Source organism: Amycolatopsis keratiniphila (genome assembly GCF_000400635.2).
GTDB classification, from domain to species: domain Bacteria; phylum Actinomycetota; class Actinomycetes; order Mycobacteriales; family Pseudonocardiaceae; genus Amycolatopsis; species Amycolatopsis keratiniphila.
The window spans coordinates 3,268,924-3,283,398 of sequence record NC_021252.1 but is presented as its reverse complement, the minus strand read 5'-3'; the positions used below and the strand labels follow the sequence as shown (position 1 = coordinate 3,283,398).

General features: G+C 68.9%; 12 protein-coding genes and 1 pseudogene. 5 read left to right on the top strand and 8 right to left on the bottom strand.

What is annotated here, in order from left to right; all coding sequences use genetic code 11:
• Positions 1 to 221: 221 nt before the first annotated feature.
• On the top strand, positions 222 to 1,133 hold the full coding sequence (gene sigJ / locus AORI_RS56000; protein ID WP_016333357.1) for an RNA polymerase sigma factor SigJ: 912 nt from the start codon (positions 222 to 224) through the stop codon (positions 1,131 to 1,133).
• Positions 1,134 to 1,136: 3 nt separating this feature from the next.
• On the opposite strand, the gene AORI_RS55995 is transcribed toward sigJ, so the two are convergent.
• From AORI_RS55995 to AORI_RS55970, 6 genes are all read right to left on the bottom strand, one after another.
• The gene (locus AORI_RS55995) at positions 1,137 to 1,571 is read right to left on the bottom strand and encodes an ester cyclase (RefSeq protein WP_016333356.1); all 435 of its coding nucleotides are present in this window, start codon (positions 1,569 to 1,571) and stop codon (positions 1,137 to 1,139) included.
• Positions 1,568 to 2,038, bottom strand: a complete 471-nt coding sequence (locus AORI_RS55990; RefSeq protein ID WP_016333355.1) for a carboxymuconolactone decarboxylase family protein — start codon at positions 2,036 to 2,038, stop codon at positions 1,568 to 1,570. The genes AORI_RS55995 and AORI_RS55990 overlap by 4 nt, the downstream gene beginning before the upstream one ends.
• Positions 2,039 to 2,112: 74 nt before the next feature.
• Entirely contained in the window at positions 2,113 to 3,420 is a 1,308-nt protein-coding gene (locus AORI_RS55985; RefSeq protein WP_043848761.1) for an MFS transporter, read from the bottom strand.
• 5 nt (positions 3,421 to 3,425) lie between these two features.
• Positions 3,426 to 4,574, bottom strand: a complete 1,149-nt coding sequence (dgoD, locus tag AORI_RS55980; RefSeq protein ID WP_016333353.1) for a galactonate dehydratase — start codon at positions 4,572 to 4,574, stop codon at positions 3,426 to 3,428.
• 10 nt (positions 4,575 to 4,584) lie between these two features.
• Positions 4,585 to 5,181, bottom strand: coding sequence for a 2-dehydro-3-deoxy-6-phosphogalactonate aldolase (locus AORI_RS55975; RefSeq protein ID WP_016333352.1), 597 nt, complete (start codon positions 5,179 to 5,181; stop codon positions 4,585 to 4,587).
• Positions 5,178 to 6,158 carry a 2-dehydro-3-deoxygalactonokinase gene (locus AORI_RS55970; protein WP_016333351.1) on the bottom strand — a complete coding sequence of 327 codons (981 nt, stop codon included), beginning with the start codon at positions 6,156 to 6,158 and terminating at the stop codon, positions 5,178 to 5,180. Before AORI_RS55970 ends, AORI_RS55975 begins: the two co-directional genes overlap by 4 nt.
• A gap of 55 nt (positions 6,159 to 6,213) precedes the next feature.
• On the opposite strand from AORI_RS55970, the gene AORI_RS55965 reads away from it, so the two are divergent.
• Complete coding sequence (locus AORI_RS55965) at positions 6,214 to 6,975, top strand: IclR family transcriptional regulator (protein ID WP_016333350.1); 762 nt, start codon at positions 6,214 to 6,216, stop codon at positions 6,973 to 6,975.
• A 12-nt stretch (positions 6,976 to 6,987) separates the two neighbouring features.
• On the opposite strand, the gene AORI_RS55960 is transcribed toward AORI_RS55965, so the two are convergent.
• A complete protein-coding gene (locus tag AORI_RS55960; protein ID WP_016333349.1) occupies positions 6,988 to 8,151 on the bottom strand; it encodes a TetR/AcrR family transcriptional regulator in 1,164 nt (387 codons plus the stop codon).
• A 156-nt stretch (positions 8,152 to 8,307) separates the two neighbouring features.
• On the opposite strand from AORI_RS55960, the gene AORI_RS55955 reads away from it, so the two are divergent.
• The 3 genes and pseudogenes from AORI_RS55955 to AORI_RS55945 all read left to right on the top strand — a co-directional run bounded on the left by AORI_RS55955 (position 8,308) and on the right by AORI_RS55945 (position 12,124).
• Positions 8,308 to 9,876 (top strand): long-chain-fatty-acid--CoA ligase, encoded by a 1,569-nt coding sequence (locus tag AORI_RS55955; RefSeq protein ID WP_016333348.1) that lies wholly within the window; start codon positions 8,308 to 8,310, stop codon positions 9,874 to 9,876.
• A gap of 8 nt (positions 9,877 to 9,884) precedes the next feature.
• Positions 9,885 to 11,075 (top strand): annotated as a pseudogene (locus AORI_RS82180) (oxygenase MpaB family protein).
• A gap of 188 nt (positions 11,076 to 11,263) precedes the next feature.
• Positions 11,264 to 12,124: a poly(ethylene terephthalate) hydrolase family protein gene (locus AORI_RS55945; protein ID WP_016333347.1), complete on the top strand. Its 861-nt coding sequence runs from the start codon at positions 11,264 to 11,266 to the stop codon at positions 12,122 to 12,124.
• Between the two features lie 34 nt (positions 12,125 to 12,158).
• On the opposite strand, the gene AORI_RS84675 is transcribed toward AORI_RS55945, so the two are convergent.
• Entirely contained in the window at positions 12,159 to 14,435 is a 2,277-nt protein-coding gene (locus AORI_RS84675) for an ATP-binding protein (protein WP_016333346.1), read from the bottom strand.
• Positions 14,436 to 14,475 lie beyond the last annotated feature (40 nt).

The following is a 14,475-nucleotide window of genomic DNA, read 5'->3' as shown; positions in this document are numbered from 1 at the left end:
TGGGTGGGGGGTGTGTGGAAATAGGGACATTGAGTGTCCCTATTTCCACACACCTGTCACGCTCGGTCACATCGTCGGCGTAACTGGGCGGCGGACAGCGAGACAGTTTTCACTCAGCGAGGATGCAAAGGGATCATGGCCATGGACGGAGGTGACCTCACATCCGGCGCCGGTGTCTCGTCGTACCCGGGACACCACACGCGACCAGGGGGGCGAAACCCATGAACGAACCAACGCTCGACCCGGGACTCAAGGCGATCGTGAGTGAGCGGCGTCAGCTGATCGGGCTCGCGTATCGCTTGATCGGTTCCCTTTCCGAGGCCGAGGACGTGGTGCAGGAGACCTACACCCGTTGGTACGCCTTGTCCCCCGCGCAGCGGGAAGCGATCGAGTCCCCGGGAGCCTGGCTGACGACGGTCGCCAGCCGGATCTGCCTGGACCTCCTCGGGTCGGCACGCGCACGGAGGGAACGCTACGTCGGCGAGTGGCTTCCCGAGCCGCTGCCGGGACACGTCGAGTGGGCGACCGGGCGGCCGTCCGCCGTCGACCCGGCCGATCGGATCACTCTCGACGAGTCGATCAACATGGCGTTCCTCGTCGTGCTCGAGTCGCTGACCCCGGCCGAGCGGGTCGCGTTCGTCCTGCACGACGTGTTCCGTTACGCCTTCGCCGAGGTCGCGGAGATCGTCGGCCGGAGCCCGGCCGCCTGCCGCCAGCTGGCGTCCTCGGCGCGCCGCCGTATCCGTGCGACGCGCGTCGTGCCCGCCCCGGTCGCCACCCAGGCCGATCTCGTCAGGGAATTCAAGAAAGCTTGGGAAGCCAAGGACATCCAAGCGCTCATCGGTCTGCTCGATCCCGATGTGAAGGCGGCCAGCGACGGCGGCGGCGTCGTCAGGGCGGCACTGCATCCGTTCGAAGGGAGCGACGAGGTCGCCTCCTATCTCATCACGTTGGCGCAGTGGACGTCCGGCCTCGATCTGGTGGAGCGGGACGTCAACGGCCTGCCCGGCCTCGTGCTCGAGCAGGCAGGACAGACCGTCGCCGTCTTCGCGTTCCACGTCTCCGGAGACCGCATCCAGCACATCTGGGGGATGCGGAATCCGGAGAAGCTCCGTCCCTGGTCCGGAGCCTGACCGCTACGCCGCGAGGGCGCCGAGTTGCCGCAGCTGGGTGAGCACGTCCACCACACCCCAGATCTCGGCGACCCGCCCTCCGGCGAAGCGGAGGATGAAGATCTCGTTGTAGGAAACGGTCTTCCCGGTGGCGGGCAGTCCGCGGTACTCACCTCGGTGGGTGCCGGTGACGACGTTCCGGCAGACGATCCTGTCCCCGTCGGCGAGCACGTCCTCGGCCGTGACCCGCACGTCGGGGAACGCGCGAAGCAGCACCGTCCACACCTGTTTCAGTGCCTGCGCTCCGGTCGTCTCCATCGGGACCGGTGCGTGGAACACCACGTCCGGCGCGACGACCTCGTCGATCGTCTTCTCGATGAGGGCCAAGTCGCCGGTGTTGGTCGCCTCGTGGAAGCGGCTGAACGCCGCCCGGTTGCGTGCCGTCTCGGTGACGGTCATGCGAACTGCCCCACCTGGTAGTCGCCGCCGGGGTTCTGGACGATGGCGTTCACCCGGTTGAAGGCGTTGATCAGCGAGATCACCCCCACCAGCGCGGCGAGCTGGTCCTCGTCGAAATGCTTGGCGGCGTTCGCCCACGCCTCATCGGTGACTCCGCCGCCGTCGGCCATGCGGCAGGCCTGCTCGGTCACCTCCAGCGCGGCGCGTTCGGCCTCGCTGAAGACGGACGCCTCACGCCAGACGGCGACCAGGTTGATCCGCACGTCCGTTTCGCCCGCGGCGGCGGCTTCCTTGGTGTGGATGTCCAGGCATACCGCGCAGCCGTTGATCTGGCTCGCGCGCATCCGGACCAGCTCCTGGATCGTGAGCGACAGGGGCGAGTCGGCCAGCCCCCTTCCTGCCGAGATCAGAGGCCTCATGAATTTTCCGCCGACCGGGTTGGCGAAGTAGTCGAGCCGGGCGTTCATCGCGTTCTCCTTGCGGTAGTGGATGTTTCTGCCCTACCGACGACGCGGCCGCGCGAAATGTGAGGCGTCGTCCGTCACACTCGCGCGGATGCCGCCGGTATCCGCTCGGCCACGCGCTCGACCTTGCCGACCAGGAAGACGTAGGACAGGATCCCGGCGACCGTGATCACGGTCATGTAGGCGAAACCGGGCGCGAAACTGTCGTCGGTGACGATCAGGCCGATGACGATCGGCGTGGCGATCGACGACAGGTTCCCGATGAAGTTGAACATCCCGCCGGTCAGCCCGAGCAGCCGCCGCGGCGCCAGCGCGGACACCAGCGACCAGGTGATCGACGCGAGCCCGTTGCCGAAGAAGGCGACGGACAGGATCACGATGACCATCGCGGTCGAGTCGGTGAACCCGGCTGTGACCATCACGGTGCTCAGCAGCAGCCCGGCGATGATCGGGCCCTTCCGCGCCACCCCGAGCGAAGCTCCGCGCCGCACCAGGAAGTCCGAAAGGACACCGGAAACCAGCACGCCGACCAAAGCCGCGATGAACGGGAGCGACGCCAGGAAGCCGGACTTGATGTAGTCCATTTCCCGGTACTCGACGAGATACGTCGGGAACCAGGTGAGGAAGAACCAGAGCGTGGAGGTCAGGCAGAACTGTCCGAAGTAGATTCCCCACAGCTTCCGGCTGCCCAGCACGGTCGCCAGATCCGCACGCGTGATCCGCGCCCGCTCCGGCCGCTCGCGCGGCAGGTCCACCAGGCCGCCGCCGGAACTGATCAGCTCCACCTCGGCCTCGTTGGCCCGCGAGTCACGCGGTTCGCGGTACTTCGCGTACCAGAGCACGGCCCAGAGGATGCCGACCAGACCGGTGGCGATGAACACCCAGTGCCACGAAAGCACGGTCTGCAACCACGACAGCACGGGCGTCAGCAGGGCGAGGCCGATGAACTGGCCCGAGGTGTAGAAGCCGATCGCCGTGGCGCGTTCGCGTTCCGGGAACCAGACGGTCGCGATCTTGCTGTTGATCGGATAGGCGGGCGCCTCGAAGACGCCGACCATCAGCCGCAACGCGATCAGCGCCACGAACCCGCCGATGATCCCCATGAAGAACGTCGCGAGCGACCACAGGATCAAGCAGGCCGGATAGAGCAGCCGCGGCGGGATCTTGTCGACGAGCCAGCCGCCGGGCAGTTGCAGCGCGGCGTAGGTCCAGCCGAAGGCCGACAGGAGGATGCCCTGTTCCGCTTTGGACAGGTCGAGTTCGCCGGCGATCGCGGGCATCGCGATCGACAGGTTCGACCGGTCGAGGTAGTTGATGACGACGGTGATGAACAGCATCACCGCGATGAGCACCCGGAACCTGGTGGGACGCACGGCAGTGGTCATCACGCTCACCATTCCGCGAACGAGCCGTCGGCGTGCCGCCACACCGGATTCCGCCAGCGATGCCCCTCGGCCGCCCGTTCGGCGACGTACTCCTCGTTGATCTCGATGCCCAGCCCCGGCCCGCGGGGGATGACGACCTGTCCCCCGTCGTAGGCGAACACCGACGGATCCGCCAGATAGTCGAGGAGATCGTTGCTCGTGTTGTAGTGGATGCCGAGGCTCTGCTCCTGGATCGTCGCGTTGTAGCAGCCCGCCTCGATCTGCAGGCAGGCCGCCAGCGCGATCGGGCCGAGCGGGCAGTGCAGCGCCAAGCCGACGTCGTACGCCTCGGCCATGTGCGCGATCTTGCGTGCCTCGGTGATGCCGCCGCAGTGCGACGGGTCCGGCTGGATGATGTCGACGGCGCCCGACGCCAGCACGGTTTTGAAATCCCACCGCGAGAACAGCCGCTCGCCGAGCGCGATCGGGATCGGCGAGTTGCGGAGGACGTCGGCGAATCCGTCGACGTGCTCGGAGAGCACCGGTTCCTCGACGAACATCAGCCGGTACGGCTCCAGTTCGCGCAGCAGGACCTTGGCCATCGGCTTGTGCACGCGGCCGTGGAAGTCCACCCCGATACCGACGTTCGGGCCCACGGCCTGGCGCACCGCGTCCACATTGGCCACACAGCGGTCGACCTTGTCCCAGGTGTCCAGATAGGACAGTTCCTCGGTCCCGTTCATCTTCACCGCGCTGAACCCGCGGTCCACCACCTCACGGGCGGCGCGGGCGGTCTCGGCGGGCCGGTCGCCGCCGATCCACGAGTACACCTTGATCGCCTCGCGCACCCGGCCGCCGAGCAGTTCGTGCACCGGGACGCCGAGCGCCTTGCCCTTGATGTCCCACAGGGCCTGGTCGATCCCGGCCAGCGCGCTCATGTGGAGACCGCCGCCCCGGTAGAACCCGCCGCGGTACAGCACGGTCCACAGATCCTCGATCTGCGAGGGGTCTTTGCCGATCAGGTAGTCGGAGAGCTCCTCGACGGTCGCGGCCACCGAAGCGGCCCGGCCCTCCAGGACCGGTTCGCCCCAGCCGGTGACGCCCTCGTCCGTTTCGATCTTCAGGAACGACCAGCGCGGCGGCACCTGATATGTCGTCATTGACACGATCTTCATGGTTCTTTTCCTATTCCTGGTGCCAGATCTCGGAAAGTGCGCGGGCACGGACGCCGACCGCGTCGGCGGTGTCACCCGGCCGGTAGAGGCAGGAACCCAGCCCCGCCCCGGCCGCCCCGGCGGCGGCCCAGGCCGCCAGGTTCGTTTCGTCGACCCCGCCGACCGGCAGCAGCCCGGCTTCGCGCGGCAGCACGGCGCGCCACGCCTTCATGCCCCCGATCCCGACCGCGTCGGCGGGGAACAGCTTGAGATACCGGGCGCCCGCGGCCAGCGCGGTGATCGCCTCGGTCGGTGTGGCGACACCGGGGTACGGCGTCATCCCCTCGGCCACGGCGGCGGAGATCACCGCGGGATCGGTGTTGGGCGCCACGATCAGCCGCGCCCCGGCCGCCTTCGCCCGGCCGACGTCTTCGGTGGTGAGCACGGTGCCCGCGCCGATCTCACACCGGTCCCCGAACGCGTCGGCGAGCAGGCGGACGCTCGCGAACGGTTCCGGCGAGTTCAGTGGCACCTCGATGCCGGGGAATCCGGCGTCGACGAGCGCCCGGCCGACGCCGACGACCTCGGCCGGGGTCACCCCGCGCAGGATCGCGATCAATCCGGTCACGGTTTCAGTGTCCTTTCGAGACGGTCTTCGAGCAGTCCGGCGGCCGTCGCGATCCGCCACAGCCCCCGGGCGGTGACCTCTTCGGACAGCACGATGGCCTCCACTCCCCTGTCGGCGAGGGCGGTGGCGTAGCGACGGCAGAGTTCGTCCGCGCCGCACAGCACCACGCGGATGTCGTTGTCATGCAACAGATGCGAGACCTCGTCGGCGATCAGGACGCCGGAGAGGTAGTCGGGCAGCGATGCCGGTTTCAGGACGCCGTCGAGCACGAGCGGGCGGGCACCGAACGCCTCCGTGGCGAGTCCTCGCGAACGCCGTCCCGCGGTCAGCCCCCGGGAGAAGGCCTCGTCGTCGGCGACCGGATCGGCGGCCGTGCGGGCGAGGATGCCGTTCGTGATCAGCAATCCGTACAGTTCGCCGGTCATCGCGGTGGTGAAACCGGTGACGATCCCGTCCTCGACGCGGACCCATTTGCTGTGCGTGCCGGGGAGAACCACGGTGAGCGATCCGCCGGGGCCGCCAAACGTTTCGAGCACGCCGACCAACTGTGTTTCCTCACCGCGGATCACGTCGCCGGGATGCGCGCCGGACGGGATCCGCAGCCCGGGTACGAGATGCAGCACGCCGTCGCGGTGGGTCACGGGGACGAGCGACGAGAAGTCGAGCCTCGCCGGGACGGTGCGGTAGCCGGAGTCGGCCCAGCCCTGCGCGCTGCCCACCATCCCGGCGGCGAGGGCGGGCAGCCCGGGGAATTCCGTGAGCCAGTCTCCGCAGGTCTTCCGGAAGGCGGACTCGTAGGCGGCCTCCCTGGCTCCCGGGTCATTCAGGTCCACGTCCTCGGTCGTGGTCAGCAGTCCACGCCCGGCGCTGCGGGCGGCCAGGATCCCGCCGTCCGCGCCGAGCAGCCAGGCACGCTGACCGGAGGTTCCCCAGTCGAGCGCGATCAAGGCGGGTTCGGTGTCGGTCACGAGCGACATCGTGCGGGCGCGTTCCCGATAATGCGATCGTCGTCCCTATATGTAGGATTCGGGCATGTCCGATACGGCACCGCCCGGCACCCAGACCCTCGCCCGCGGCCTCGCGCTGATCCGCGCGGTCGCCGGCGGCGCGACCGACCTCCGCGGCCTGGTCGAGGGCACCGGGCTGGGCCGCAGTACCGCGCACCGGCTGGTCCAGCTGCTGGTCAGCGAGGGGTACCTGCGCAGCGGACGGGACGGCTACGCGCTCGGGCCCACCTTGATCGAGCTGGGTTTCCAGGCGCTGCACGGCAGTCCGCTGCCGGTGGTCGCCCGGCCGGTGCTGGAGGAGCTGGCGGAGCAGTTGCGCGACACGGTGCACCTGGCCGTCCGCGACGGGGATTCGGTGCTGTACCTGGACAAGCTGCCCGGTTCACGAGGTGCGGAGATGCGCTCCCGGATCGGGCACCGGATGCCGTTGACCCGCACTGGTGTCGGCATGGCACTACTGCTGGACTCCGCGCCGGAATGGCGGGAGCTGTACCTGGCCGAGACGCCCGTGGAACCCGGCAGGGTGCGCCCGGAGGACGTCGACGCGTTCCTGGCGCGTATGCGCGAGTACGCGGAGTCCGGGGTGGCGATGGATCTGGAAGACAACGAACCGGGGATCCGCTGTGTCGCGGCGCCGATCCGGGACGCCACCGGTGCGATCGCCGGGGCCATCAGCGTTTCGGCGACCCGGCCGTACATGCCCGCCGCCCGGATGCGCGGCCTGAACCGCGTCGTCGGCCGCGCGGCCCGGCAGGTCTCGGCCGGCCTCGGCCACCGCGAGCACTGAGCCGTCGGCGCGTCAGATCCCCAACGCGCCTACGAGCAAGGCGCTGACGGCGTCACGGTTGGCGGGGAGGTCCTCCCAGCGCAACCTCCGGCCCGCTTCGACCACCACCCCGAAACCGGCGTGCACGAGCACCCTCGCCTGCCGCTGGCCGAGCTCCGGCCGCGCCGACCGCAAATGCTGTTCCCAGACGGCGATGTGCTCACGCTGCGCGCCGACCAAAGGACGCTGCAGGGCCGCGGGCAGGCCCGCGAGTTCGGCGTTGGCGACACTGGTGAGCGCGGTGTGCTCGAAGCTGTAAGCCACGTAGGTCCGCGCCAGCACGAGTAGCGCGTCGCTCGGCCCTTCGACGCCGCGTAGGTTCCGTTCCACCGCCTGGGCCAGGATTCCCGCGGCCTGCAGACAGGCGGCGGCGAGAATATCGGCCTTGCCGGGGAAATACCGGTAGAGCGCGGACGGCACCAGCCCGACGGCTTCGGCGATCCGGCCGTTCGTGACGTTGGCGAACCCGTCCCGTTCGAACAGCGGGATGGCCGCCGCGAGGATCTCCGAACGCCGGGTGCGCGGCTCCGTGCCGGACGGCAGCTCGACGGCGTGCGTGCCAGGGACGCCCGTCGTCGGATCGGTCGCGGCCACGCGCAGAGCGGACTCGACCAGCACCTCTTCGACCCGGCGCTGGGCGATCGAGGTGCGGTGCATCGTGATCGACCCGATCACGCCGAGGGCGGCCACCGCTCGCAAGCCCTCGTCGGGCAGCGGGTACTCCCGCCGCACCGCCTCGGCCACCCGGTCCACGACCTGCCCGAACTTCAACGCGAGCGACTGCCGGTCCTCGCGTTCGAGGTACCGGGATTCCCAGCGGTACAGGCCACTCGACGCACGATGGACGACCGTCCCCTGCGTGACGGCGGCGAGCACGTCCGCCAGCGGGGCACCGGGCGCCACCTCGTCGAGCGTGGCGACGAGCCGGTCGGCCATGACGTTCGCGCACGCGGCGAACAAGGCGTACTTGTTCGGGAAGTGCCGGTACAGGGCCGCCGCCGTGATGCCCACGTCGGCGGCGATCTCCTCCATCGACGCCGCGTGGTAGCCGTGCTCGCTGAAGATCCGCCCGGCCGCGTCGACGATCTGCTGCTTGCGGTTGCGCGGCCGGGTGGCCGCACGCGGGGACAGGACCATGCGGGAAGTCAACCACGAACCGGATCACCACCAGGGGGAACGGAGGGCACGGTCGGCGTCGCGATGTGATTTTCGATTAACTTATCGCTTCTCAACCGGCCACTTGGCAGGCATACTGGCCTCGCGACCAGTCCCGCTCCGACACTGAGGATGGCCATGTCGACCGCTTCGGCTCCCGCCTCGTCCTTCCGGCACCACTGGCTGGCGCACGCGGCCACGCACGCGATGATGCGACCGGACAAGCCCGCGCTGCGGTACCTCGGCGAGACGACCACCTGGGCGGACCTGTCGCGACGGTCGTTGAGCCTGGCCGCCGGCCTCGCCGCCCGCGGTGTCACCGAAGGCGATCGCGTGGCGACGCTGACCTTGAACCATCCGTGGTTCGTGGAGACCGTGTTCGCGGCGAACAGCCTGGGCGCCATGGCCGTCCCGCTCAGTTTCCGGCTAGCGCCTGCGGAGCTCGACCACATCCTGGCCGACTGCACGCCGTCCGCCGTCGTCGTCGACGCGCGGTTACTCCCCCTGCTCGACGCCGCGCCGAACGCCGCTTCGATCTCGACTGTGCTCGTCATCGGCGAGCCGGACGACGCCGAAGGCCGCACGGGGTACGAGGAATTCCTGACCGCGCGCGAACCGCTGGAACTGCCCGACGTCAGCGAGGAATCGACGGCGCTGATCATGTACACCTCGGGCACCACCGGCACACCGAAAGGGGTGATGCTGTCCCATCGAAACCTGCAGATACAGGCGCTCACCTGCATCCGGGCGATGAAGATCTTCGACGACACCGACGTCGCCTTCCTGACCGCCCCCTTCTTCCACATCGCCGGCCTGGGATCGATCGTGGCGAACTTCCTGGTCGGCGGGGTGGTCGTGATCCACCCGCTGGGCGCCTTCGATCCGCGCGCGGTGCTCGACGCCTACGAGCGCGAGGGCGCCACCGTGGTGTTCAACGTCCCCCAGCAGTGGGATCTGATCTGCGCCCAGCCGGATATCGCCGAACGGGAACTGAAACTGCGGATCATCAGCTGGGGCGCGGCTCCCGCGTCGAAGGCGACGCTGCTCGCCATGGCCGAGAAGTTCCCCGGCGCCCTGAACGTGGCCGTGTTCGGCCAGACCGAGACCTCACCGATCACCTGCGTGCTCAGCGGCGAGGACTCGATGCGCAAACTCGGCTCGGTCGGCAAACCGATCCCGACCCTTCAATACCGCGTCGTGGACGACGAAATGAACGACGTCCCGCCGGGCGAAGTGGGCGAGATCGTCTATCGCGGGCCCATGGTGACCAAGGGCTACTGGCGGAAACCGCGGGAGACCGCGGAAGCCTTCGCCGGCGGCTGGTTCCATTCCGGCGATCTGGTCTCACAGGACGAAGACGGTTTCATCTGGGTGGTCGACCGCAAAAAGGACATGATCATCAGCGGCGGCGAGAACATCTACTGCGCCGAACTGGAAAACGCGATCTCGGCGCATCCGTCGGTGCGAGAGGTCGCCGTGATCGGACGGCCCGACGAGCGCTGGGGGCAGGTGCCGGTCGCCTTCATCGCCGCGACGGATACCGAACCGTCTTTGGCCGAACTCGTCGAATTCCTCGACGGCAGGCTCGCTTCGTTCAAATTGCCCAAGGATCTCGTGGTGCTTCCCGAACTCCCGCGCAACGCGGGCGGGAAAGTGGTCAAGGGTGCGCTTCGCGAACTGGACGGAAAAACCTACCAAGGAAGTTAGGTAAGTAAATGAGCGATCTCAGCAGGAGGAACGTCCTGTCCCTCGGCGTCGCACTGGGCCTGGTGGGCGCGGCGAGCGTCGCCCCCGCCTGGGGCGCGACGCGGACCGGTTCCGCGGCCGATCCCTGGTGGGTCTGGGACGACGAGATCGACCGCATCATGGCGGGGATCCTCGAAACGGGCCAGGTGCCCGCGGTCAACACCGCGATGCGGTCCTGGGTGGACAACAACGACCCGCTCCCCGGCGGCCTTCCCGCCGATCTGGCGGGCTACCTCCAGCGCGTCAACCGGTTGCCGTCCTGGGCCGACCCCGCGAAACTGCGCCGCGCGGCCGATTTCAACCGGCGCAAGGACACCTATCTGTTCATGCTGTACGGGCTCGGCAGCGGCATCATGAGCACGGTCATCCCGCGTGAGGCCAAATCGGTCTACTGGTCCGCGGGCGGGGCCGACATGCAGGACCGCGCGGCCAAGACGTTCACCTTCGGCTACGACCTTAGCGATCTGAACGCCTTCGAGCCCGACGGCCAGTTCGTGGTCACCGCCAACAAGACGCGGCTGGTGCACGCCGCGGTGCGGCATCTGCTGCCGCAGTCGCCGTACTGGAAGGCCGTCGCGGACGAGCGGATCCCGATCAGCAACGGCGACATCCTGGTCACCTTCCACAGTCTCGGCACCTATGTGCACCGGAAGCTGCGCGAATGGAAGGTCCCGATGTCGGCCGCCGACGAGGACGCCTTCCTCCACATGTGGCAGGTCGCCATCCACCTGCTCGGCGTGCGGGAGGAGTTCATCCCGAAGACGTGGGCCGCCGCCTACGCGCAGTCGGCGCAGGTGCTCACCCCGATCCTTTCCCCTTCGCACGAAGGATAAGAGCTCGCGGAAGACCTGCTGGGGCTGACCGCGCAGGTCGATCTGGGCGTCACCCGGGGATTCCTGAACGAATTCGTGCGCTACGTGCTGAGCGACGCGATCGGCGACTGGCTCGGGCTGCGCCGCGATTACGCGTCCGCGGCCCTCATCCGCACCGCGTGGCCCGCCTACATCGCGTTCCGCGAGGGGCTGATCCCGGTCATGCCCGCCGGGTTCTACATGTTCGACCAGATGGTGCGGGCGCTGGCGATGTTGTTCCTCAACAAGGGCACTTCACCGACCACGACGCTGATCACCATCCCCACCGGGAACCGGGCGGGTACCTGACCACCCCGTCGCCTCGTGAGTGGTAAGGACGGTTCTAACCGTCCTTACCACTCACGAGGCCGAAAACCTTACCCACGTGACAGTTTTTCGTTTCTCAGTAGTTTCCACGACGCGCGTCCGGCCGGGCTCCCGCTATATCTGGGAAACCGTTCCGGCTCCGGAACGGTTCTTCCGAGAGGACATGCGCGATGAAGCGTGGATCACGATGGGGCGCCGCGGTGCTCAGTGCGGTGACCGCACTGCTCGTGGCGGCGGTACCGGCTGACGCCGAAGAGAATCCCTATGCCCGGGGCCCGGCTCCGACGAACGCCAGTATCGAGGCGGACCGCGGATCGTTCCAGACCGCCACCGAGAAGGTCCCCGCCGGACAAGGGTTCGGCGGCGGGACGATCCATTACCCGACCGCAACCGGCCAGGGCACCTTCGGCGCGATCGCGATCGCGCCCGGCTTCTTCGAAACGGAGAGCGCGATCGCCTGGTACGGCCCGCGTTTGGCCTCCCAGGGATTCGTCGTCATCACGTTCTCCACCAAGAGCACCTGGGACACCCCGGACCTCCGGTCCGATCAGTTGCTCGCGGCTCTGCGCTACGTGACGGACAAGAGCCAGGCCAAGGACCGCGTCGACCCGGGCAGGCTCGCCGTCATGGGCCATTCGATGGGCGGCGGCGGGTCGTTGATCGCCGCGCAGAAGGCCCCCACGCTGAAGGCCGCCATCCCGCTGACGGGCTGGAATCCGAACACGACGTTCTCCGACCTGAAGGTCCCCACGTTCGTCGTCAGTGCCCAGAACGATTTCATCGCCCCGGACGGCTCGCATTCCCGGCCGTTCTACCAAAGCCTTCCCGAATCCTTGGACAAGGCGTACCTGCTGCTGGCCGGCGCCGGTCACATGGCGCCGACGAAGCCGAACGTGACCATCGCGAAGTACAGCCTCTCGTGGCTGAAACGCTTCGTCGACGAAGACACCAGGTACGACCAGTTCCTGTGCCCGCTCCCGGCGAAAGACCCGAAGATCGCCGTGTACCGGGGAACCTGCCCGCTCGGCTGACACCGGCGGCTCGCGGCCGCTGTGACCTCCGGGGTCACAGCGGTCCGCGGCCTGCCTGCTCGACCCAGACGGCCAGCTGCGTCCGGTTGGCGAAGTCGAGCTTGTGCGAGATGTGCTGCAGATGCGTCTCGACCGTGCGCCGGGCGATGACCAGTCTCGCCGCGATGTCCCGGTTGCTCAGCCCGGCCGCGACCAGCCGAGCGATCTCCGACTCACGCGGCGTCAGCGGCGGGAGGTCGGCGGGCTCGCCGGCGGAAAGAGCCTCGGGCCCGGCCAACGCGTCGTGCGGGTTCCGTCGCCGGCCGTCGGCGAAGGCCAAGTCGAACCTCTTGGGCCCCAGGGCATTCCAGGTGGCGTCGTGGAACATCCGGTGGGCCGCGGTGACGGCCACGTCGGGCTCGGCGTTGCAGCGCTCCCAGAGCGTGGCCGCGGTCCCGAACAGTTCCGCCGCGCGCACCCACTCCTCGCGTCGCGCCGACACCCAGGCCAGACCGTCCACCCGGTAGGCCGCGGACAGCACGTCCGAGGCGCGGAGGTCGATCTCCAGTGCGGAGCGGATGAACCGCTCGCCGTCGTCGAGATCGCCGCCGAAGCAGACTTCGGCGACTCCCAACCCGAACAGGGCCATGGAGCGATACCGCTCCTCCCCCGTCTCCTCGCACCGACGGCGCATCGAGCCCAGCAACTCCCGCGCTCCCGGCAGGTCTCCTCGGTAAGCCAGCGCGACCCCTTGCAGGAACATCGGGTGCATCTGGCGCCGGACGTCGCCGCGCTCGCCGAAGAGCCGCACGGCCTCCGCCGCGTCCACCATCGAATTCGGCTCGGTCGCCAGCATTTTCACGAAGGCCCGTGCGTGAGCGACGTAGGGAGTGGCCTCGTCGTCCTCGATCGCTTCGGCGGCGGCCAGCCGTTGCCTGGCTCGTGGCAGATCCGCGTGCAGCGCGGCGCACAGGGCCGCGATCGCCAGGCCGCGAGCCCGTCCCCGGGTCTCCGGTGGCAGCGACTCGAGCGCGCGATCGATCCAGTCCCGCAGTTCCCACGCCGCGCCGCGCGCCACCCAGTATTCGATCATGCCGGTGGCCATCTCCAGCGCCACCGCGCCTTCACCGGGCGTGCGGAGCGACCACGACAGCGCCTCCCGGATGTCGGCGTGCGCCGCCGTCAGGCGCTCGTACGCCTCGTCCTGCCCCGGCCCGAACCACGTGGCGGCCGCCTGGTCGATCAGCCGGGCGTAGTGGTCACGATGCTTCCTCGCCACGGCGAGCTCGTCACCGGATTCGGTGAGCCGGTGCCCGCCGAATTCGCGGAGCAGCCGGAGCATCCGGTAGTGGACGCGGTCCGCGCCGTCGATGCGCGCCAGCACCGACTTGTCGACCAAGCCGTCCACCGCGTCGAGCACGGCGAGCGTATCCAGCCCGTCCCCGGCGCAGACGTCCTCCGCGGCGGACAGGTCGAACTGCCCGGCGAACACCGAACAGCGCGCCCAGACGATCCGCTCGGTGTCCGTGCACAGGGAATGGCTCCACTCGATGGTGGCGCGCAGCGTCCGATGCCGCTCGACCGGCATCCGGAGACCGGTGGCCAGTACCTCCGAATTCTTCTCGACGCGGTCCGCGATCTGCGACGGCGACAGGACCCGGATCCTGGCCGCGGCGAGTTCGATCGCCAGCGGCAGGCCGTCCAGCCGTCGGCAGAGGCGGACCACGTCCGCGACATTGCTCTCGCCGACTTCGAACGCGGGCAGCACGCTGGCGGCACGCTCCGCGAACAGCCGCACCGCGCCGAACGTGAGCGCCTCTCCCGGTGTCTCGACCTCTTCGCCGGGCACGGCCAGGGGCGGGATCGCCAGCACGTGCTCCCCGGCCAGCCCCAGGGAGCAGCGGCTGGTGGCCAGGACGACGAGATCCTGGCAGTCCCGCAGCAACGCCGTCACCAGGTCCGCGCTGCCGTCGAGGACATGTTCGCAGTTGTCCAGCAGCAGCAACGACCGCCGTGGCCGCAGATACGAAACGACGGCCTCCAGGTCGGTGCGGCCCGCCGTGTCGTGCAGGCCCAAGGCGTCGGCGACCGTGCGCGCGACGAGACGTTCGTCCCGCAGTTCACCCAGCCCGGCAACCGCGACGCCGCCGGGGAAGGCCCGGGTGAGCGAACTGGCCACCTGGGCGGCCAGCCGGGTCTTGCCCACACCACCCGCTCCGGTCAGGGTGACCAGACGGCCCGCGCCGAGCAGCCGGCGAACCTCGTCCTCGTCGTCCGCACGGCCGACGTAGCTCGTCAGGGGCCGCCGCCCGACCTCGCTGTCGTTCGTCATGATCCCCCATCGAAGCATGCTCGCCGGACGATGTGGGCTG